This window comes from Burkholderia sp. BCC0398, from assembly GCF_902833245.1.
In the GTDB taxonomy this organism is placed as follows: Bacteria; Pseudomonadota; Gammaproteobacteria; order Burkholderiales; family Burkholderiaceae; genus Burkholderia; species Burkholderia sola.
Genome location: NZ_CADFEM010000014.1, coordinates 1 through 19,138, shown reverse-complemented (window position 1 = coordinate 19,138; position 19,138 = coordinate 1). Strand labels below are relative to the sequence as shown.

The window sequence follows — 19,138 nt, the reverse complement described above, 5'->3', positions numbered from 1 at the left end:
AAAGGACGCAGGCGCGCGAATTGCGCTACAGTCGCAACCGCCTGCCGCGCGACGCATGGCATCGCGCCGGCCGGTCACCCATTTCGCCCGATCGAGCCCCAGGATGCCGTCTCGCCTCTCCCGCCTCATCCGCACGGCCGCGGCCCTCGCCGCCGCCGTGGCGCTCGCCGCGTGCACGCACGACGAGCCGCGCTGGAACCTGACCAACGTCACCGGCCACCTGCCCGACCTGTCGTTCGAGCTGACGGGCGGCGACGGCCGTCCCGTCGACGCCGACGCGTTCCGCGGCCGCGTCGCGCTCGTCTACTTCGGCTACACGCACTGCCCCGACGTCTGCCCCGAAACGCTGGCGCGGTTGATGGAAGTGCTGGCGAAGCTCGGCCCGCAGGCGGACAACGTGCGCATCCTGTTCGTCTCGGTCGACCCCGCGCGCGATACGCCGCAGGCAATGCAGTCCTACGTCGCCGCGTTCGACGCCGCGCATGCGCGCGGCCTGACCGGCACCGACGGCCAGATCGAATCGCTCGCGAAGCGCTATCGCGTCGCGTACCAGATGGAAAAACGCGATCCGTCCGGCGGCTACGAAGTGACGCACAGCTCGGCCGTCTACGTCTTCGACGCGACCGGCCGCGCGCGCCTGCTCGCGACCGATCGCGATTCGCCCGACGCCATCGCCGCCGATGTGCGCCGGATCATCGACACTGCCTCAACGACCTGAATTCCGCCATGAACACGAAAACGACCTTCAAGACGTTCGCCCTCGTCGCCGCGCTGTGCGCCGGCGCGCACGCGTATGCCGCCGGCGCGATCAGCGCGCAGAACGCGTGGGTGCGCTGGCTGCCGAACAAGCTGCCCGCGGGCGGCTACGTGACGCTCGTGAACACCGGCGACAAGCCGATCGACCTCGTCGACGTCGACAGCCCCGACTACGGGATGGCGATGCTGCACCAGACGGTGTCGAACGGCTCGACGCAGAAGATGGAAATGGTCGACAAGCTGACGATCCCCGCGCGCGGCAAGGTCGACATCGCGCCGGGCGGCTATCACTTCATGCTCGAGGAACCGAAGCACGCGATCAAGCCCGGCGACACCGTGCACCTGCGCCTGAAATTCTCCGACGGCGAAACGGTCGATGCGCCGTTCGCCGTGAAATCGCCGGCCAAGACGAAGTGATGCGCGCGCGATGAACGTCCTGTACTGGCTCGATCCGTGGGAACCGTCGCCGACCGTGGTCATCGCGGTGCTGACGGCCGCCGTGCTGTTCGCGCGCGGCGCGAGGAAGGCGAAGGTGTCGCCGCTGCGGCAGTTCTCGTTCTGGTTCGGGCTGACCGCGCTCTACATCGCGCTGCACACGCGGCTCGACTACTTCTTCGAGCATGAATTCTTCCTGCACCGCGCGCAGCACCTCGTGCTGCACCATCTCGGGCCGTTCTTCATCGCGCTGTCCTATCCGGGCGCGGCGATCCGTGCGGGCATTCCGTTCCGCTGGCGGCAGCGCTTCGTGCGCCCCGCGCTCGCGTGGGCGCCGGTGCGGGCGACGCTCGACGTGGTGTTCCATCCGGTCGTCGCAGTCGTGCTGTTCGTCGGGCTGATCTATTTCTGGCTGCTGTCGCCGATCCACTTCATCGCGATGCTCGACTGGCGCCTCTATCGCGTGATGAACTGGAGCATGGTGATCGACGGGCTGCTGTTCTGGTGGCTCGTCGTCGATCCGCGCCCCGCGCCGCCCGCGCGGCTGTCGCCGGGCCGCCGGATCCTGATCGTCGTCGCGGCGATCCCGCCGCAGATCGCGCTCGGCGCGCTGATCTTCTTCACGCCGCACGAGCTGTATCCGATCTATTCGATCTGCGGCCGCGCGTTCACGTGGCTGAGCCCGCTGCGCGACCAGCAGATCGGCGGCCTGCTGCTGTGGATTCCCGGCTCGATGATGAGCGTGATCGGCGCGCTGATCGCACTGCGGCACTGGCTGCGGCTGTCCGCGCGCGGGCGCCTGATCGACGAACGGGTCGCGCAGCGCGCGGACAAGCCGCCGGTCGCACGCACCGCGCACTGACCGCCTCGGCGCGCGTCATGCTCGCGCGCTGCTCATCCACACGTGCGGGATGCCGTCCTCGTCGTGCACGTCCGAACTCGGCGTGAAGCCGAATGCCCCGTAGAAACGCTGCAAGTGGGCCTGCGCATGCAGGCTCACCGGCGTATCCGGCCATTGCGCGCGGATATGCTCGAGCGCGCGCGACAGCAGCCCGTTGCCGAGGCCCGCGCCGCGAAACGCGGCGGTCGTCAGCACGCGGCCGATGCGCACGTCGGTGTGCTGCGCGTCCGGCAGCAGCACGCGCAGATAGCCGGCCAGGCGGCCGGCCGGATCGAAGGCGGCCAGGTGCCACGCGGCCTGGTCCGCATCGTCGATGTCGCGATACACGCAGTTCTGTTCGACGACGAATACGGCGCTGCGCGCTTCGAGGATCGAATAGATTTCGCGTGCCGTCAGCGCGTCGAAGGGTTTCCAGCGCCAGTCGAGATCGGCGGCGCTCGGGGATGCGGCGGGTGCGGAGGCGTTCATGTGCGGTCCTGATTCGGGCGCGCCGGCCGGCGCGCGGCAACCGTCGATTATGCCTCGAAGCACGCGTCGCGCGCGACCGCCTGCCCGCGCGCGAAAAAAAGGCCCCGCATCGCGCGGGGCCTGCTCGTCATGCGGTCATGCCGGCATCTGGCCGAAGCGGCCGCTGTTGAAATCGTCGATCGCGGTCCGGATTTCCTCTTGCGAATTCATCACGAACGGGCCGTAACCGACGACCGGCTCGTCGATCGGCTCGCCGCTCAGGATCAGCAGCTTCGCGTCGCCATTCGCTTCGATCTCGACGTCGCTGCCGTCGCGGCCGAGTTGCACGAACTGCGCTTCGCGCGCCACCGTCTCGCCGTTCACCAGCACGGTGCCGCTCAGCACGACCACCGCGAGCGTGCGCCCTTCGGCGACCGGGAACCGCGCATGGCCGCCCGCCACGAGCCGCACGTCCCACACGTCGATCGGCGTGTGCGTGCGGGCCGGGCCGCGCCGCCCGTCGAACTCACCGGCGATGATCCGCGCGCGCCCCGCGCCGTCCGGCAGCTCGACCACCGGGATATCGGCGTTCAGCAGCGTCTGGTAGCCGGGCGCGCCCATCTTGTCCGCGGCGGGCAGGTTCACCCACAGCTGCACCATCTCGAGCGGGCCGCCCCGCGTCGTGAACGCCTCCGAGTGGAATTCCTCGTGCAGGATCCCGCTCGCGGCCGTCATCCACTGCACGTCGCCCGGGCCGATCGTGCCGCCCGCGCCGGTCGAGTCGCGGTGCGCGACTTCGCCGTCATAGACGATCGTCACCGTTTCGAACCCGCGGTGCGGATGCTGGCCGACACCGCGCGGCGCGCTCGCCGGTTCGAACGTCGCCGGGCCGGCGTAATCGAGCAGCAGGAATGGGCTCAGGTGCGTGCCGTGAGACTGGTAGCTGAACATCGAACGCACCGGGAAACCGTCGCCGACCCAATGGCCGCGCGGCGCACTGTACACACCCTGGATCTTCTTCATTTGCCTTCTCCGAATTGCGGCGAAACCCGTGTTTCGCATCCATGAGCGACAATATAGAGATGGAACGATCGATCCGGTAGACTGCCGAAATCGCACTCAGCGTTCCATTTCATGAACGATAAAGCGCGGGATCTGAACGATCTCTACTACTTCGTGCAGGTCGTCGAACATGGTGGCTTCGCGCCGGCCGGGCGCGCGCTGGACATGCCGAAATCGAAGCTGAGCCGCCGTATCGCGCTGCTCGAGGCGCGGCTCGGGATGCGGCTGATCCAGCGTTCGACGCGCCGCTTCACGGTCACCGACGTCGGGCAGACCTATTACGCGCATTGCCGCGCGATGCTCGTCGAAGCCGATGCCGCCGACGAGGCGATCGCGCTGCTGCACGAGGAGCCGCGCGGCATCGTGCGCGTCAGTTGCCCGATCGTGCTGCTCGATTCGCTGGTCGGCACGATGATCGCCGCGTTCATGGCCGCGTGCCCGCGCGTCGAGATTCACCTGGAAGCCACCAACCGGCGCGTCGACGTGGTCGGCGAAGGGATCGACGTCGCGATCCGCGTGCGGCCGCCGCCGCTCGAGGACAGCGATCTCGCGCTGCGCGTGCTCGCCGAGCGCGGCCAGTGCCTCGTCGCGAGCCCCGCGCTGCTGCGCGAGCATGGCGTGCCGGCCGTTCCCGCCGATCTGACGCGCCTGCCGAGCCTCGATCACGGCGTGCCGCAGTCCACGCACGTGTGGCGGCTGCGCGGGCCCGACGGCGCGCACGCGGAAATCCATCACCAGCCGCGCTTCGTGACGGGCGGCATGCTCGCGCTGCGCGCGGCGGCCGCCGCGGGCGTCGGCGTCGTGCAGTTGCCGACGATGATGGTGCGCGACGAGGTGTCGCGCGGTGAACTGGTCACCGTGCTGCCCGACTGGGCGCCGCGCCGCGAAATCGTGCACGCGGTGTTCGCGTCGCGCCGCGGGCTGCTGCCCGCGGTGCGGGCGTTGCTCGATTTCCTGGCCGAGCGGTTCGCCGAACTCGAACCCGACTGAACGCGCCGCATCACGCACAACCGTGCGCTGCAGACCGCGCGCGCGTGCCGTAGACTGCGGTACGCGCAATGCGCATTTTCACAACCCCTATCGCTTTCCCGCCATGTTCACGCTGTCCAACGACCCTACCGCCTCCAAGGCCGATCAATACGCGACGCTCGTCGAGCAGGCACGCGCGCTCGTCGAATCCGAACGCGACCTGACCGCGAACGCCGCGAATTTCTCCGCGCTCGTGTATCACTCGCTCGATCGCCTGAACTGGGCGGGCTTCTACTTCTTCGACGGCGCCGAGCTCGTGGTCGGGCCGTTCCAGGGCAAGCCCGCGTGCGTGCGGATCGCGCTCGGCAAGGGCGTGTGCGGCACGGCCGCGCAAACGCGCGAGACGCAGGTCGTGCGCGACGTGCACGACTTCCCCGGCCATATCGCGTGCGATGCGGCGTCGGAATCGGAAATCGTCGTGCCGCTGGTGGCCGCCGACGGCACGCTGATCGGCGTATGGGACGTCGACAGCCCGGTCGCCGCGCGCTTCGACGACGAAGACCGCCAAGGGATGGAAGCGCTGTGCCGCGTGTTCGTCGAACGCGCGTGGCAGAAGGCGCGCGGTTAGGCGTCGCGGTGCCGCCGCGAACGACACGGGCCCCGCGAAGGGGCCCGTTTCATTGCAATGCCGCGCCGCCGTCTGCGGCGCACGACCGGCGTCAGGTCGCGTGCGTGCCCGAAAGCGCGGCGAACGCCTGCGGCTTCGCGTCCTCGGTCAGCACCTCGAAGCCCGTTTCCGTCACCACGACCATGTGCTCCCACTGCGCGGACAGCGAATGGTCCGCCGTGACGACGGTCCAGCCGTCGGCCAGCATGCGCGTGTCGCGCTTGCCCGCGTTCAGCATCGGCTCGATCGTGAAGATCATCCCCGGCCGCAGCGGCAGGCCGGTGCCCGGGCGACCGTAATGCAGCACCTGCGGCTCGTCGTGATAGACGTCGCCGATCCCGTGTCCGCAATACTCGCGCACCACGCTGAATCCTTCGCGATGGGCGACCTGCTGGATCGCATAGCCGACGTCGCCGAGCGTCGCGCCGGGACGCACCGCGCGGATGCCGGCATGCATCGCCTCGTAGGTCGACGCGACGAGCCGCCGCGCGAGTTCGTTCGGTTCGCCGACGAAATACATGCGGCTCGTATCGCCGAACCAGCCGTCCTTGATCACCGCGATGTCGAGGTTCACGATATCGCCGTCACGCATCGGCCGCGACGTCGGAATGCCGTGACAGACCACGTGATTGACCGACGTGCACAGCGTCTTCGGATAGCCGTGGTAGCCGATGTTCGCGGGGATCGCGCCCAGTTCGTCGACGATGTATTCGCGGCAGCGCGCGTCGAGCTCGTCGGTGGTGACGCCCGGCTTCACGTGCTCGGTGATCATCGTCAGCACCTGCGACGCGAGCTTCGCGGCTTCGCGCGACTTGGCGATTTCCGCGGCACCGCGGATCGGAATTTCGCGTTTCGCCATTACGCCACCTGCTCGATGCTCTGCGCGACCGTCTCGGCCGGCCCCACGTCGCCGCCCCGCGCCTCGGCCTCGATCAACATCTTGCAGATGTCGCCGTAGGAGAGCGCCGGATTGAGTTCCGCCAGCATCCCGACGCGCAGCCAGTGTTCGGCCTGTGCATTGATCGAACGGCTCAGCGCCGTGCTCGTCGAGCGCAGCCGTTCATGCATGTGCTCGGAAATCTTGATGATGCCCATATATCCCCAATTAAACGAAACGTAGCTGTTTCGTATATTACGCCGTGCACGACGACCGGGCAAGCCGTTCGCGCGCGCCTCCCGCCGCCCAGCGGCCGGAAATGCCATTGACATCAAATTCCAGTTTGCTGGAAAATCAATCCATCATGAAAGAATCAGCGATCACCGCGGCCGACGATACCGGCATCAACGAGCGCATTGCCCGGCGCGTGCGCGACCTGCGCACCGTCCGAGGCTACACACTCGACGCGCTGGCCGCGCGTTCCGGCGTCAGCCGTTCGATGATCTCGCTCATCGAACGCGCGGCGGCCAGCCCGACGGCCGTCGTGCTCGACAAGCTCGCGGCCGGCCTCGGCGTGTCGCTGGCCGGGCTGTTCGGCGGCGACCGGGACGACGCGCCCGCCCAGCCGCTCGCACGGCGCGCGCAGCAGGCCGAATGGCGCGATCCGGCGTCCGGCTATGTGCGACGCAACCTGTCGCCGGCCGGCTGGCCGTCGCCGATCCAGCTCGTCGAGGTCGATTTCCCGCCCGCCGCGCGCGTCGCGTACGACAGCGGCGGGCGCGAAAGCGCGCTGCATCAGCAGGTGTGGATCATCAGCGGCCGCGTCGACGTCACGTTCGGCGATACGCTTCACGAACTTCGCGAAGGCGACTGCCTGGCGATGCGGCTCGACCAGCCGCTGATCTTCAGCAATCCGTCGCCGCATGCGGCGCGCTATATCGTCGCGATTTGCGATGCATCCGCCGCCGGCATGCGCGGCGCGTAATGCGCGCGCCGTGTGTGCAACCGGTTTAGCCAAACAGGAAGGAAACGTATGAATTCCCCGACACAGCGCGACGACGTGCGCCTGATCGATTGCAGCGAGGCCGAACACGCGGCGGCCATTCTCGAGATCCTGAACGACGCGATCGTGAACTCGACCGCGCTGTACGACTACCGGCCGCGCCCGCCGGAAGCGATGATCACGTGGTTCGCGACGAAGCGCGCGGGCGGCTTTCCGATCATCGGCGCCGTCGACGCGGCGGGCACGCTGCTCGGCTTCGCGAGCTGGGGTACGTTCCGCGCGTTTCCGGCGTTCAAGTACACGGTCGAGCACAGCGTCTACGTGCGCAACGATCAGCGCGGTCGCGGGCTCGGCGAACTGCTGCTGCGCGAAGTGGTCCGGCGTGCGCGCGAAGCGCAGGTCCACGTGCTGGTCGGCTGCATCGACGCAGCCAACGCCGGCAGCATCGCACTGCATACGAAACTGGGGTTCGAGCACGCGGGCACGATCGCGGAGGCCGGATTCAAATTCGGCCGTTGGCTCGATGCGGCGTTCTATCAACTGAAGCTCGAGACGCCGGTGCAGCCGGTGGATGGGTAATTGCTTTGCGGCCGGCGCATAAATCGACGCCAAGACTTACCCCACCCTACCCGCATCGTTTTGCCACCGGACGCTCTCTTCCGACCAGTCTCTCGACCCACTATGTAACGACGCGCGAGCGGCACGGGCAATTTTCAGCAGAGCGGCAACGGCAGCCGTATTTTTATTTATCAGGCATTCACCTTGAATGCCGCCTTCTTTTACGTGGAAATATAATCGACGCAAGATGCGGCGGTTAGCATTTACTGCGGCAACCGTCTTTAAATGCGCAATAGAGATCGTCCACGCAAGCACGTCTGATGCAGATATCGTGATCTGCACCTGAATTCGAAGCCGAAACTACAACGCCCAGTGCTGACAAAAATAATCTTCATTCCCAATGGAGAAACATTCAATTTAATTGGATATGAAATCATCAAATCAATTGCTACGGGTAAACGATAGATAGCTTGTCACACCTTATTTAAGGAAATTTCCTAATATGATCTGACGGGGATCTACAGATCTGATTATTGCTTGCCACATGAAAATCATTACGGCACCATTTTTTTAAAATTATCGGGAAATTTCACCAGGACCCCTGGCGGCCGCAGACAGGGCAGAAAGACCTATTGCCGACGAAAAAACATTTTCTGGGCGCGAACGCTGAACATTGCCGAAAATATACAGCCCGAATCGCAGATGCCGTGAATTTTGCCTGCCAAAGAGTATCGGATCGTCAATCGCAGATTGCGGAGGCGTTTATGTAAAAAATCAAGCCATCCATGAACCGAGTGTGGCGAAACACCAAATCCATCTTTCATCGTGGAGACCGAAAATGACTTCCTATTATGTCGACTTCAACAACGACACCAAGCAAACCTGGACCATGGCTGTATATCAGACCCTGCCGAGTTCCATTGGATTGGAAAGCGTGTCATGGAAGCAAACGACCGTTCCTCAAAGTGGCGCCAGCGGTGTGACGTGGGATATTTTCTATAACGTCGCCATTGCCAATTACCAGCAGATTGGCGGCATCGGAGTCTACAAAGCCAGTCAGACGCTGACGACGGAATTGGGGACGTCATGGGACTGCATTTTTAAAGACAACGTCCAGCAATTGGTGCCGGGGTCCGGTTCCGTACCTCCGGATTCCGTCCTGATCAACAACAAGTCGACCAATCTCGCGAACCTTGGTATCGGCATGAGCGGTCAGGGATCCGTGTTCAAGAAGGGCGTGGTCAGCGGCGCATCGGCTCAGTTCCAGGTGACACCGACTTATTGGGTCGGCTTGTTCAATTCACTCGTCCTCGGCGAAGTGATCTCGAGCAACGTCGTCGTGGGTCCGCTACAGCTGTCTTATCCCAGCGGGCAGAACCTCGCAACCGTCAATGCATACATGGACGGCAACACGATCAAGCTCAACGTCACATATGGCCAGCAAGTGGCCGTCGAAAATAGTGTGGTGGACAGAATCATTGCTGCGCAACCGACGCGATCAGGGATTTTGCTCGAGTACGGCAACTAAACGGCTACGCGCTCTTGTCATGCGAGGGACAGGCGCCGTTACGGCGCCTGTCTTGTTACACAAAATTTTCCGATGTGGACAACTGATATGCGAACCATTGCCAAGATTCTCTTTCCGACCTTGATGGCCTGCCTTGTATTCAACGGAGAAGCCGGCGCCGCCGAAAAATCCTTTTGCTATTACCATCACAATTGCCCTGCCGACGGAAAACTGCCGAAAGGTCAATTGCCCGAGCAATATACCAAGCGCCAGTGCACGAACGGTGGAGGAAAGAGCTGGGGCGACGGCCCGAAGAGCTGTGAGAACGTAAACGATTGATGGGCCTTGGTATTGAGGGACGACTTCAGACGTGATTGCACGAATTTCGACGATGCCGACATTTTTGCCGGACCGAACCCGTCGGCAAAGGAATTTTCCTGTGAACCGCCCTGGTTATTCGGAGATTTTCTGTCGATACCGCCTATGTCGATTGACACGTAGCAATCCATCGCGACGAGATCGACGGTCAATCGTCCCTCAAAATCACACTGCCTGCCCGGACGATGCAATAGCAGGAAGAATGGCGTAGTTATTTAACATCCCAACGACTGCTTTTATATTTGTGGCGCATCTTTATCTCGTGCCTAAACGGTGCGCTCGCAGCCCCCTGCCACTTCCCTCGTTGTGGCAGGGGTTTTTTAGTGTCTTCCGATATTACGGTCGCACGGTCGGGCCCTGCCATAGAAAGACCTTCCAAACGGGTTGGACGAGTTGCGCGGCGGCTGGAGCGCAGCCACCTTCAAGAAATGACGCTCGAACAGCCCTTCGTGCCGGAACTCTGCATGTGCGCCCGAAGCCGGAGGGCAGCGCGACCGCCACCATTGATGGAAAGCCCATTACCGGCGGCCGCAAGTACCACTCCTCCCCGCAGTACGAAGCCCTCGTTCCGATCCTGCGGCCACGGGGCGGTATTACCCTCACACGTTCGACGGCCGAAAAATCGCCATCGATGGCATGAAAACCGCGTGCGGAGCGACGCTGATCGCATCCTGGTCGTCCCGACGTCGGCTCGGGTAACGCGACGACTGGTGTCGCTACGTCCGCCCAGCAACCCTGAAACCCGATGCGGTCAGGAACGGTGCCCGTTCCTGACCATGCCCGAGCCGATGCTTCGCCTGCAGGCGTGGTTACGCGTGCCTCTTGAGTGGTTCGAGGCGGCTTTGTATTGCTCCGGGTGATTTACTTACGAGAATGAAAGCGCCGCAGAAAAAAGAAAAGCCCTGACGAATCAGGGCTTTATCTCGTTCTACCTGGAGGCGCGAGCCGGAGTCGAACCGGCCTAAACGGCTTTGCAGGCCGTCAGCACTCTTTGAAAATCAGTGCGTTGTAGTATTTGACCATCCAATTCAGCCGCCCCAGAAGTACGGACGGGTGACATTGCCCCAGACAAGGTTAGGTAGTCGAACCCGGCCGGCACTAACTCTAGTTCACCCCACCGCCGCCGAACGGAGAAAGATCATCCGGCTTCTCTACACGCTCCCCGACCGGATCGTCGTGATTGATCGGATCACCGGCACTCGGAATCCCTGGTTCGGCGGGGTCCAAAGCCAGATCACTACGCTGCTCGTTCCACTTGAGCTGACCACCGCGCAGACTTTCTTGAGGCATTGTCTCCAAGGCACCCGACTGATCGCTTTTGCTGACAGTATCCGGATTTGCAGCGGTGTATTCGGGGGGATCTTCAATTGTCGCCACGCCACCGGGACGCGCCACGGTGGGGTTGCTTTCTTGCGTCTGCTGCCCTACTGCGCCCGTTGAGTGCGCCGTCGACTGATACGCCGTGCCACCTCCGACGGTAGCCTCGGCCGGCCGCTCGACGTACGCTGAAGTCGGCACTTGGATGCTTTGATGCGGCTGCTTTACCACACTCCCTGCGGAACCTTCCGCGTTGGCCCGCGTCACCGCGTCGTCCTTCGACGTATCCGAGCTATGGGTCGACATCTTATTCTCCTCGCTTCACCTAGGATTGGCACCGAGAACAATGGTAGGACAAAAAGAAGAACGCCACCTGAGATTCGCCCCGGTGACCTCTGGGTCAATTGCTGCAAAGAGCCGGCATCCGTCCCGTGGTTCAGGGGTTGGAATGACAAGCGCAAGGCTTGTCCAGCAAGGCTCCCGCACTGTGCTGTAGCAAATTTGGAGCACATAAAAAAGCCCGCTCGCAGCGGGCTTTCGTGTATCTGGGCACCCAATCCCACCATTTGGTCGCAAAGCAACTTGCATCCTCTGATGATCCAGCAGCATCTGTGTCTTATCTGACGAGACTCGACGCGCAAAGCTACGCTGAAACCTACGCCCACAATTTTGTGGACGGGCCGTTATCGACCCAAAGCGGACTATGGCAAACGAGCGGTGTCGATGGCCGCTTTCAATAGGAAAGCAGTCATCGTCCAGGCTGCTGTAAGATTTCCGGGAAACGCCAATTGTCGAGCATTCCTTCTCTGTCTCCAGAAGTTATGTCTGGACATCCTGGCTGGCTCACCGAGCCACCTTAGGCAGCCTGAAACTCTTGCCGGTAGGCGAATAGGCCAGGCAACCCTCCGGTCATGACAAAGAGAATGTTTTTATCTGACGCATAGCGACCTGACGTGACACCTTCAATCAGCCCCGCGAACGCTTTACCACTATAGACAGGATCGAGCAGTAGCCCCTCTTGCGAGGCCAGCAACCGGACGGCGCCGCGCATCGAGTCCGTTGGTAATCCGTAGCCTGGGCCGAGTTGCGATGAGTCGACGCGAACGGCATCGGGCGAAATCTCCCCCTGAAAATTGATGATGCGGGCCGTCTGTCGGGCCTTGTCGAGCGTGATGCGCAGAGCGTCTGCGGCTGGGGCATAGACGGTGTAGGCGTCGATTTCTATTGTGCCGTTGCCGAGCGCCGCGAATCCGGCAACCAGCCCGGCATGCGTGCCTCCACTTCCATTAGGCACAACGATGCGATCGAAGTACAGGCCGAGTGCCTTGGACTGTTGCGCGATTTCGGCTGCGCAAGCCGCATAGGCGACACAGCCAATCGGACTCGATCCACCGAACGGGCAGACATAGACCTGGCGGCCGGCGGTGCGCAATTCGTCCGCGCGTGCGATTGCGTAGGCCATCGCATCGGCAGAGGCCGGCAAATCGTGCACACGCGCGTCGAACAGGCCATCGAGCAGGACGTTGCCGCTTTCGGTGTAGTCGGCGTCCTCGCGCGGTACCGATCGTACGAGAACGACCTCACATCGCATGCCCGCGCGGGCTGCCGCAGCCGCGGTCAGCCGCGCGTGATTCGACTGCCTCGCGCCCACCGTGATGACCGTGTCGGCGCCGGCCTGCAATGCTTCGCCAATCAGGAGTTCCAGTTTCCGCAACTTGTTTCCGCCACCTCCCACGCTGCCCAAGTCGTCCCGCTTGACATAAATGTTCGCACCTCCGAGATGCGCGCTCAGGCGCGGCAGAGCGTGAATTGGTGTTGCGCCGTCGAGCAGACGATATTGCGGTACCCGGATTGAATCGAAGCCGAACAAACCCTCGGGACGCACTCGTGCATTGCGCGCGAAAGCGGCTGACCTGTCGATACTCATGCAAGCACCTTGTGACGATTAATGGCGGCGAAACAGATCTGCTCGCATAGTTGCGAGAACTCAATGCCGGATGCGGCTGCGGACTGCGGGAGCAGGCTCGTGGCAGTCATGCCTGGCAGCGTATTCACCTCGAGACACCAAAGATTTCCCTGCGCATCGAGTCTGAGGTCAGTGCGGCTGTAGCCGTCGAGTTCCAGCAGTGCATGAGCACGCAAGGCGATGCGTTGCGCCGCTTCCAGCGTGTCCGCTGGCAAGTCGGCTGGAAATTGTTCGAGCACATGGCCTGCCTGATATTTCGACCGGTAGTCGAAAACCTCACCAACCTTCACGAAGATTTCACCGACACTCAACGCGTGTGCGCCCAGTACGCCGACCGTAAGTTCTCGGCCCTCGATGAACTGCTCCACCATCACTTGAGTGTCGAACCGGCGAGCGAGCTTCACCGCGTCTTCCAGTACTTCGGGAGCGCGCACCAGCGACAGCCCGACCGTCGAGCCTTGCCGATTCGGTTTGACGATGAGCGGATAGCCTACGCGCCGGAGTATGTCATCGGCGTCGCCCGGCAGCATCAGCCAGCGTGGCGTACGGATGCCGCCCGCGGAGAACAGGCGCTTTGCAACGTTCTTGTTCATGGCAATCGCGCTACCCACGTGCCCGCTGCCAGTGTATGGCATGCCCGCCATGTCGAGCATCGCCTGAATGGTGCCGTCCTCGCCTGTACCACCGTGCAGTGCGAGAAACACGACATCGGCATCGGTCAGTTCGCGAAAGCGGAGCAGATCGAAAGCCGCCGACGGCAATTGGGCCAATACGTTGGGCGGCGGCGGGGTGTCGTTCACGCTCGACGTCAAGATGCGCGCGTCCTCTTCTGGCGAGAGTGGGCCGAGTGCCGTGTCTATGGCCACCACGCTGTGACCGACGCTTCGCAGTGCCTTGATCACTTGAGCGGCGCTGGAAATCGAGACCTCTCGCTCTTCGCTGGTACCGCCGAAAAGTACCGCGATCTTAAGTTTGGGGTCGTGCATTGTTGTCTTCACGCGATGAAAAATAGTGGGGGACAGCGCAGACGGTCCTTCCCGCGAAATGTAGCGGGGGAAAAATCCGTCAGTTCTGTTGCTGCTGGCTGGTCACTGTAAGTTGCAATTTCGTCCACGTATATTTATTGTTTTTGGTGTAATGCATTAGCCAATCTTAATGATTTATCGGGTGGAGGTGAGTGTTGGAGTTTGGGCGACTGAAGGCACTTCTGGAACTGGCGAGGTATGGGACGATGGCGGCCGCTGCTGAGGCTTTGCACCTGACGCCATCGGCAGTTTCACAGCAGATCGCGCAACTGGAGGAGGATGCGGGCGTTCAACTTACGGAACGAATCGGCCGCGGCGTCAGGCTGACGCCAGCCGGTCACGCATTGGTCACTCATGCCGAACGGGTGATGGTTGTATTGGACGAGGCGCGCTCGGAACTGGCGGAGTTGCGGCGCGAAATCGTCGGAGAACTTCGTATTGCTGCGTTTCCTTCGATTGCTTCTCTCGTCCTGCCTGATGCGGTCAAGCGGTTGCGGCTCGCCTATCCGCGGCTGGAAATCGGACTTGAGGAACTGGAGCCCATTGACGCAGTTGCGGCGCTGCGGGCGTGGCGAACCGACATTGCGCTGATCGACGATCTTTCGATCGAAGCCGGCAAAGACAGGGAGAACATCGAGCTAGTCCCGCTCGCCGAGGATGTCCTTTACGTGGCGGTCGCGACGGATCATCCGTTGAGCAAAAGGCGATCGCTGGGTGTTGCCGATCTCCGAGACGAAACCTGGGCGATGGAATCGACGTGGAGCACCTTCGGCGGTTTCGTCATCGAATTATGCCGCCGCGCCGGCTTCGAGCCTCGTATCAACGCTAAATGCCGCGGCTCCGAAATGGTCGAGGCGATGGTGGCCTCCGGCTGCTCGGTGTCGGTTGCCCCTGGCCTGCGAGTTCAGCGGGCGTCGGCCGGCGTGGCGTGGATCAAGTTGAAGCCAGAGGTGCGGCGCAAGATATATGTCGCTTATCGCCGCGGAGAACGTAACCATCCAACGATCAAGGTGTTCGTCGAGGAAATCGTTCGGGCGGTATCGAGCATTCCCAGCTAGTTGAGTCGAAGGCGGATGCCCACTAGCTTCCTTCCCAACCGCATCGGCGCATCAAACGTCGTGAATTCATCCGCGTCGGCGCGGATCGCCTTTCGGGGCGGCCGCGACGATCGCCGCCGCGAATGTCCGCTAAGCGGGTTGGCCGCGACGTTCCAAATACGACCTCAGCCCTTGGCTAAACGTCTGGAAGTGGCCGCCAACCGACGGAGGCGGCCTGCGGTTGCCGACCCTTAGCCGCCGTTGAACGCGGAGCCACGTCAATGGCCGCTCTCTGCTAACGAACGGCCGTAGGCGATGGCGCGACGTCAATAATCGCTATTTCGTGATTAGTGAGCGAAACACCATTCGAGATGTCCCTCTAGGACAAGATGTCGCGAGCATTGTGCAGTGAACGCTCGCGTGATCGGGAGCAGCGGGGGGTCTGCGGCGCAGCATCTGACGCAGGGAGGTCCGGAGCGAACCGCGTCGCAGATCAGGCAGCAGAGCTATCGTCGTTGGGTGGACCAAGCAGCACGTCGATCGCTGCCTGCCCCGCCACCTCCGCGATGAGGTATGCCCAGCGTCGGGTAAAAGGGCCGTTGCGCAAACGGATGCGGCCACCTCGTTCGCCGATGAGGGTGAGATTCTGGCTACCTTTTATCTGGAAACTTACGTTGTACAGGTCCTCTGCCGAGGAAGTCAGTTCAACATGAATCTCGAAACCCCGATATGGGATCATCCGGTACATGAGGCGCTCCGTCTATTGACGAGCCAACGCGCCTCTTGTCGGGGCTGTGCGAAGGGCGATGTGAATCCATTGTACATGTGATGCCGGTGCGGCCCGATGGCACGGACTCGACGGCAACAAAAAGCACACGCGGCGCATCTCAAAGATACCAGCCAGACTCGACTTGTACGTCAGCGGCGCAGCGCGCGGCCATGGCTGGGACGCAAATCTGCAAGTCTGGCCAATTGAATTCTGGAAGGCGCATTGAGCCTACTTATCCCCGAACTTTTGTTCGTCGATGAGCATATGGCAGTAGGCGTCGGAGGCATCTCGGGCCAAGCCCTCAGAGCTGAACGTGCCAGGCACGTCCATATTCGAAATCACAGCCTCGGTTGTGCCGTTCCAATGACGTCGACGAATATCAATCGTGCCGCGCCACTCTCCTGCCGGACGGGAATTTGCAGAGACGCGATAGAAATAGCCGCGATACGGCTTGAATCCGTCTAGGTCCATTGCCTACTCCCGATCATTCGGTAGTCAATCGTAGCACGTCGCGGAAACTTGGATTGCAAGAAGCAGCGCAACAGATATTGGAAGTGTCCCGGATAAATCGGGGATTGATATGAGCAAGCGAGCCCTCATCCCAAACGAAGCCGCCAAGTTGCTCCACGTCTCGTACTCCACAGCGTACGCCCACCAGGAAGAAATGGCCACCTTCGGCCATTCGACCCGAATCCTGGCAGGGTCGGTATGCGCCGAGAGCGCGCATATGAATATAGTGGCAGTGAGCGTCCCGTGTTTGGTACGAAGCGGACGTCCAATTATCCTACCTATAGCGTCGAGCAATCACCGGAACAGGCCTATAAGGGACTTATCGAAAATAGGTACTTCAGTTTTCTGTTGCATCGAGCCGAATTTCAGCGCAAGGTGGAAATGCCCGATGCCCCGGCCGCGCCTTCTATCGCATCGAGGTTCCTACCTGTGCCTCGGCGGTCAGCACAGTTCTTAGGAGTTCGTCGTGAGCGTTCCCATCCTCGAATATCGCGGGTACGAACTTCGTGCGTATTCCCAGCAGGTCTTTCCGCCATACTGGGACCCATACGCAAGCGGATCGAAATCCTTTTCGTCGGTTGTGCGCATTGACTCAATTCCTTCAGGAAGAATAGTTCCGCGACGATTCCGAACCATCAGTGAGGAAGCCCCTCCAGATACGGCGATGGATGCCCTCATCCTTGCGATGAACTACGGTCGACTCATTGTCGACTTAGCGCTCGAAAGTGTTCCATCGCCGTGTCTGTTCCGCGCTGATACGGGGTCGGGAAGTTGGCGTTGACCGGCTCAGTAGGTTGGCCGTCAAACGTAGTACATACACACATCAAAGGAGATGCCATGCATACCGATCAGGTAAAGGAACTGTGGACCGAATTCGATGACCTCGCTTCGAAAAGCGAAAACGAGGACGTTCAATTCCTGATCCGGGCGATCAAACTTCATGCAGAACTCGTAAATGTCCGGCTCGCCGCACTCGAAGCTCAAGGCGGGATAAATATTCAGACAAAATAGAGATAGTTTTCGAGCAGATGCGGGCGGCCGCGCTGGAATCATCTCGCCGCCCGTCGATTCGCGTAGGTTATACAGAGGTTAAAGAACCGGACCTCGAGCACGCTTTTGGTCTCCTTCACCAAAACTTTTCATCCGTAGTTCCAGCATGCAAGTAGAAGTTCAGCCTTCCGAACGAGATCAGAGATCAAGTCATTTTTACGTTTTCCGACATGATCCTCGCCGAGGAACCCTTCCGTCGCGAGCAGAGATATGCCCGTTCGGCAAAACAGATTCTTGTGAACCAGCTGATCACACTTGCATCGGATCCCGTGAACCCGCTTCTTATTTCCCTCCATGCCCAACAATCGCGTCTAAATAATGAGCAGGCAAAGCGTTTATCGAGAGCGAATAGTGGAGTTGACCCTGTAATTCCGGACACAGCGTCACACTAAGGTTGCTGAATCCATCGAGCGCCGGAACTCGCGAGGCGAGCGGTATTTGAGCGCGCTATGGGGATGCTTCTCGTTGTAATGTATATGAACGCCTCCCTTTGCGAGAAGCTTTGCTTGAAATTCAGAACAAGACGGGCTGCAGCTGTATATCCGGCCTGATTGCAGCTCAAACCACTGCTGCGGGCCCCGATGAAATCCGCTGACTCGCACCTCATTGCTCAAACGAGCTCGGAGCTCACATTACAACCCAGGTTCAGCGAGTCCCGGTCCTACCTGTTCTGTCATATCAGCGAAGCGCCTGCGCAACCTGTTGATGGTACATGTACAGTACAATGAGTTTTTTGGCTGAGTTGCTGTTTACCGGCTCCGATGGGGGAGTATGTTCACGTCGGACGAACACTCCCATAGCTCTTTTCATAGGGCCGATCGTGTGCGAGGACAGCCCAGATGATTCGTGCAAGCTTGTTCGCCAGAGCGATAACTACCACGTTCGCTGGCCGTCGCTTCTTTAGCTGCTCGACCCAAGGACCCGGGTCTTTGGCATTTGCCAGTACGCAGCGCGCTCCGTGAGTTAAGAGCGTGCGTAAATAGCTGTCGCCCCTTTTGCTGATTCCAAACAGATTTACCTTTCCGCCCGATCCAGACTGTCGGGGAACGAGCCCTATAAACGCTGCAAACTCTCGCCCCGACCTAAACGACTTGGGATCAGCCATCGTGGCCACGGCCGCCGTGGCAGTAAGGAGGCCGACACCAGGAATTTCTGCGATGGCTGAACAGTTTCTGTCCTGCTTTAGCCAGACGCGAAGCCGTTGCTCAATCCTTGCGATCTGCTCATCCATTCGTGCGACTTCGCTCCATCTTTCACGCAACGTGTCGATCAGCATTTCCGGTAGACGTTCGGCGAGCCTTTGCAGGGTGCCTGGCATTTCTCTTTCGAGGGTCGCGCGGCTCCTGCCCATAACCTCTCCGTATTCGGTCATCAGACCGCGCAAAGCATTTATCTGCATCGTCCGCATCTTCACAAGCTGCTCGCGGACCCTATGCATGGCAAGCACTGCCTGCTGCGTTTCGGTTTTTACGGCAACCTGCTTGCCCGGCTGTTGGACAGCCAGCCAGATCGCTCGCGCGTCCGCCGCATCGCTCTTGTTGCCGATGTTGAATGCCTTCACGAATCTCGGTGAGAGCAGCCTGACCTGATGTCCCAGTTTTGTCAGTTCACGTGCCCAATGTTGCGCGCCACCGCATGCCTCCATTCCGATAAGGCAAGGGGGACGATTTGCGAAATACTGCAAAAAGCTTGCACGTTTGACCGTCTTGCTGACAGTGCGGCCCGTGGTTGCGTCCATGTGGTGCACCTGAATTACTGACTTCGCGATGTCAATCCCGACTGGCGTGAGCAGCATATCGACCTCCGACTTGTACCAAGACTCCTTGGCCGTCTAACTATAGGTCGGCACCGTCGTCTCGGCTTGGGTGGGAGGCGTTCATTTCATTGCTCGAACGCGATGGCCA

Annotated in this window: 22 protein-coding genes and 1 tRNA gene; 11 read left to right on the top strand and 12 right to left on the bottom strand. The window is 61.2% G+C overall.

Going from position 1 to position 19,138, the window contains the following annotated elements:
* Window positions 1-103: 103 nt before the first annotated feature.
* From HWX76_RS27205 to HWX76_RS27195, 3 genes are read left to right on the top strand one after another with little or no spacing between them, the layout of a single operon-like run.
* Window positions 104-718, top strand: a complete 615-nt coding sequence (locus HWX76_RS27205; RefSeq protein WP_124556927.1) for an SCO family protein — start codon at window positions 104-106, stop codon at window positions 716-718.
* Between the two features lie 8 nt (window positions 719-726).
* Window positions 727-1,173, top strand: a complete 447-nt coding sequence (locus HWX76_RS27200; RefSeq protein WP_050011440.1) for a copper chaperone PCu(A)C — start codon at window positions 727-729, stop codon at window positions 1,171-1,173.
* Window positions 1,174-1,183: 10 nt separating this feature from the next.
* Entirely contained in the window at window positions 1,184-2,053 is an 870-nt protein-coding gene (locus tag HWX76_RS27195; protein ID WP_176016600.1) for a cytochrome c oxidase assembly protein, read from the top strand.
* Window positions 2,054-2,068: 15 nt separating this feature from the next.
* Here the strand turns inward: HWX76_RS27195 and HWX76_RS27190 are convergent, their stop codons facing one another.
* Together HWX76_RS27190 and HWX76_RS27185 are read right to left on the bottom strand one after the other, a co-directional pair.
* Window positions 2,069-2,560 (bottom strand): GNAT family N-acetyltransferase, encoded by a 492-nt coding sequence (locus HWX76_RS27190; RefSeq protein WP_089488277.1) that lies wholly within the window; start codon window positions 2,558-2,560, stop codon window positions 2,069-2,071.
* Between the two features lie 135 nt (window positions 2,561-2,695).
* Window positions 2,696-3,562 (bottom strand): pirin family protein, encoded by an 867-nt coding sequence (locus HWX76_RS27185; RefSeq protein WP_050011444.1) that lies wholly within the window; start codon window positions 3,560-3,562, stop codon window positions 2,696-2,698.
* Window positions 3,563-3,673: 111 nt separating this feature from the next.
* On the opposite strand from HWX76_RS27185, the gene HWX76_RS27180 reads away from it, so the two are divergent.
* The gene (locus HWX76_RS27180) at window positions 3,674-4,591 is read left to right on the top strand and encodes a LysR family transcriptional regulator (RefSeq protein ID WP_050011446.1); all 918 of its coding nucleotides are present in this window, start codon (window positions 3,674-3,676) and stop codon (window positions 4,589-4,591) included.
* A gap of 103 nt (window positions 4,592-4,694) precedes the next feature.
* The gene (locus tag HWX76_RS27175; RefSeq protein ID WP_124629903.1) at window positions 4,695-5,198 is read left to right on the top strand and encodes a GAF domain-containing protein; all 504 of its coding nucleotides are present in this window, start codon (window positions 4,695-4,697) and stop codon (window positions 5,196-5,198) included.
* A 91-nt stretch (window positions 5,199-5,289) separates the two neighbouring features.
* Here HWX76_RS27175 and map read toward each other — a convergent pair whose 3' ends face one another.
* Window positions 5,290-6,096: a type I methionyl aminopeptidase gene (map, locus tag HWX76_RS27170; RefSeq protein ID WP_124556925.1), complete on the bottom strand. Its 807-nt coding sequence runs from the start codon at window positions 6,094-6,096 to the stop codon at window positions 5,290-5,292.
* The gene (locus HWX76_RS27165; RefSeq protein WP_050011449.1) at window positions 6,096-6,332 is read right to left on the bottom strand and encodes a ParD-like family protein; all 237 of its coding nucleotides are present in this window, start codon (window positions 6,330-6,332) and stop codon (window positions 6,096-6,098) included. The genes map and HWX76_RS27165 overlap by 1 nt, the downstream gene beginning before the upstream one ends.
* 146 nt (window positions 6,333-6,478) lie before the next feature.
* On the opposite strand from HWX76_RS27165, the gene HWX76_RS27160 reads away from it, so the two are divergent.
* Both HWX76_RS27160 and HWX76_RS27155 read left to right on the top strand, forming a co-directional pair.
* On the top strand, window positions 6,479-7,099 hold the full coding sequence (locus HWX76_RS27160; RefSeq protein WP_176016599.1) for a helix-turn-helix domain-containing protein: 621 nt from the start codon (window positions 6,479-6,481) through the stop codon (window positions 7,097-7,099).
* 48 nt (window positions 7,100-7,147) lie between these two features.
* The gene (locus tag HWX76_RS27155) at window positions 7,148-7,696 is read left to right on the top strand and encodes a GNAT family N-acetyltransferase (RefSeq protein WP_050011451.1); all 549 of its coding nucleotides are present in this window, start codon (window positions 7,148-7,150) and stop codon (window positions 7,694-7,696) included.
* Between the two features lie 36 nt (window positions 7,697-7,732).
* On the opposite strand, the gene HWX76_RS27150 is transcribed toward HWX76_RS27155, so the two are convergent.
* Window positions 7,733-8,017 (bottom strand): hypothetical protein, encoded by a 285-nt coding sequence (locus tag HWX76_RS27150; RefSeq protein WP_124556921.1) that lies wholly within the window; start codon window positions 8,015-8,017, stop codon window positions 7,733-7,735.
* A gap of 496 nt (window positions 8,018-8,513) precedes the next feature.
* Here HWX76_RS27150 and HWX76_RS27145 point away from each other — a divergent pair, with 496 nt between their 5' ends.
* Both HWX76_RS27145 and HWX76_RS27140 read left to right on the top strand, forming a co-directional pair.
* Window positions 8,514-9,203, top strand: a complete 690-nt coding sequence (locus HWX76_RS27145; RefSeq protein WP_050011453.1) for a hypothetical protein — start codon at window positions 8,514-8,516, stop codon at window positions 9,201-9,203.
* 87 nt (window positions 9,204-9,290) lie between these two features.
* The gene (locus tag HWX76_RS27140) at window positions 9,291-9,521 is read left to right on the top strand and encodes a hypothetical protein (protein WP_080334137.1); all 231 of its coding nucleotides are present in this window, start codon (window positions 9,291-9,293) and stop codon (window positions 9,519-9,521) included.
* 972 nt (window positions 9,522-10,493) lie between these two features.
* Here the strand turns inward: HWX76_RS27140 and HWX76_RS27135 are convergent.
* The 4 genes from HWX76_RS27135 to HWX76_RS27120 all read right to left on the bottom strand — a co-directional run bounded on the left by HWX76_RS27135 (window position 10,494) and on the right by HWX76_RS27120 (window position 13,829).
* Window positions 10,494-10,599: transfer RNA gene (locus tag HWX76_RS27135), tRNA-Ser, on the bottom strand.
* A gap of 65 nt (window positions 10,600-10,664) precedes the next feature.
* Entirely contained in the window at window positions 10,665-11,183 is a 519-nt protein-coding gene (locus tag HWX76_RS27130; RefSeq protein WP_176016598.1) for a hypothetical protein, read from the bottom strand.
* A gap of 550 nt (window positions 11,184-11,733) precedes the next feature.
* On the bottom strand, window positions 11,734-12,804 hold the full coding sequence (locus HWX76_RS27125) for a D-cysteine desulfhydrase family protein (protein WP_175949409.1): 1,071 nt from the start codon (window positions 12,802-12,804) through the stop codon (window positions 11,734-11,736).
* Window positions 12,801-13,829, bottom strand: a complete 1,029-nt coding sequence (locus HWX76_RS27120; protein WP_176016597.1) for a D-alanine--D-alanine ligase — start codon at window positions 13,827-13,829, stop codon at window positions 12,801-12,803. Before HWX76_RS27120 ends, HWX76_RS27125 begins: the two co-directional genes overlap by 4 nt.
* A gap of 191 nt (window positions 13,830-14,020) precedes the next feature.
* Between HWX76_RS27120 and HWX76_RS27115 the strand changes: the two genes are divergently transcribed.
* Window positions 14,021-14,926, top strand: a complete 906-nt coding sequence (locus tag HWX76_RS27115) for a LysR family transcriptional regulator (RefSeq protein WP_279612904.1) — start codon at window positions 14,021-14,023, stop codon at window positions 14,924-14,926.
* A gap of 472 nt (window positions 14,927-15,398) precedes the next feature.
* Here the strand turns inward: HWX76_RS27115 and HWX76_RS27110 are convergent, their stop codons facing one another.
* Window positions 15,399-15,653, bottom strand: a complete 255-nt coding sequence (locus tag HWX76_RS27110) for a hypothetical protein (protein WP_176016596.1) — start codon at window positions 15,651-15,653, stop codon at window positions 15,399-15,401.
* A gap of 249 nt (window positions 15,654-15,902) precedes the next feature.
* Entirely contained in the window at window positions 15,903-16,145 is a 243-nt protein-coding gene (locus HWX76_RS27105) for a hypothetical protein (protein ID WP_175994914.1), read from the bottom strand.
* A gap of 876 nt (window positions 16,146-17,021) precedes the next feature.
* Between HWX76_RS27105 and HWX76_RS27100 the strand changes: the two genes are divergently transcribed.
* A complete protein-coding gene (locus tag HWX76_RS27100; protein WP_176016595.1) occupies window positions 17,022-17,195 on the top strand; it encodes a hypothetical protein in 174 nt (57 codons plus the stop codon).
* An 814-nt stretch (window positions 17,196-18,009) separates the two neighbouring features.
* Here HWX76_RS27100 and HWX76_RS27095 read toward each other — a convergent pair.
* Window positions 18,010-19,029, bottom strand: a complete 1,020-nt coding sequence (locus HWX76_RS27095) for an IS110 family transposase (protein ID WP_124557756.1) — start codon at window positions 19,027-19,029, stop codon at window positions 18,010-18,012.
* Window positions 19,030-19,138: the final 109 nt, after the last annotated feature.

Coding starts and splice junctions, on each gene's coding strand:
- HWX76_RS27200 (WP_050011440.1), top strand. CDS start 727: ATGAACACGAAAACGACCTTCAAGACGTTCGCCCTCGTCGCCGCGCTG.
- HWX76_RS27140 (WP_080334137.1), top strand. CDS start 9,291: ATGCGAACCATTGCCAAGATTCTCTTTCCGACCTTGATGGCCTGCCTT.
- HWX76_RS27190 (WP_089488277.1), bottom strand. CDS start 2,560: ATGAACGCCTCCGCACCCGCCGCATCCCCGAGCGCCGCCGATCTCGAC.
- HWX76_RS27160 (WP_176016599.1), top strand. CDS start 6,479: ATGAAAGAATCAGCGATCACCGCGGCCGACGATACCGGCATCAACGAG.
- HWX76_RS27180 (WP_050011446.1), top strand. CDS start 3,674: ATGAACGATAAAGCGCGGGATCTGAACGATCTCTACTACTTCGTGCAG.
- HWX76_RS27195 (WP_176016600.1), top strand. CDS start 1,184: ATGAACGTCCTGTACTGGCTCGATCCGTGGGAACCGTCGCCGACCGTG.
- HWX76_RS27185 (WP_050011444.1), bottom strand. CDS start 3,562: ATGAAGAAGATCCAGGGTGTGTACAGTGCGCCGCGCGGCCATTGGGTC.
- HWX76_RS27175 (WP_124629903.1), top strand. CDS start 4,695: ATGTTCACGCTGTCCAACGACCCTACCGCCTCCAAGGCCGATCAATAC.
- HWX76_RS27110 (WP_176016596.1), bottom strand. CDS start 15,653: ATGTACCGGATGATCCCATATCGGGGTTTCGAGATTCATGTTGAACTG.
- HWX76_RS27095 (WP_124557756.1), bottom strand. CDS start 19,029: ATGCTGCTCACGCCAGTCGGGATTGACATCGCGAAGTCAGTAATTCAG.
- HWX76_RS27120 (WP_176016597.1), bottom strand. CDS start 13,829: ATGCACGACCCCAAACTTAAGATCGCGGTACTTTTCGGCGGTACCAGC.
- HWX76_RS27205 (WP_124556927.1), top strand. CDS start 104: ATGCCGTCTCGCCTCTCCCGCCTCATCCGCACGGCCGCGGCCCTCGCC.
- HWX76_RS27100 (WP_176016595.1), top strand. CDS start 17,022: ATGCATACCGATCAGGTAAAGGAACTGTGGACCGAATTCGATGACCTC.
- HWX76_RS27145 (WP_050011453.1), top strand. CDS start 8,514: ATGACTTCCTATTATGTCGACTTCAACAACGACACCAAGCAAACCTGG.
- map (WP_124556925.1), bottom strand. CDS start 6,096: ATGGCGAAACGCGAAATTCCGATCCGCGGTGCCGCGGAAATCGCCAAG.
- HWX76_RS27130 (WP_176016598.1), bottom strand. CDS start 11,183: ATGTCGACCCATAGCTCGGATACGTCGAAGGACGACGCGGTGACGCGG.
- HWX76_RS27125 (WP_175949409.1), bottom strand. CDS start 12,804: ATGAGTATCGACAGGTCAGCCGCTTTCGCGCGCAATGCACGAGTGCGT.
- HWX76_RS27165 (WP_050011449.1), bottom strand. CDS start 6,332: ATGGGCATCATCAAGATTTCCGAGCACATGCATGAACGGCTGCGCTCG.
- HWX76_RS27155 (WP_050011451.1), top strand. CDS start 7,148: ATGAATTCCCCGACACAGCGCGACGACGTGCGCCTGATCGATTGCAGC.
- HWX76_RS27105 (WP_175994914.1), bottom strand. CDS start 16,145: ATGGACCTAGACGGATTCAAGCCGTATCGCGGCTATTTCTATCGCGTC.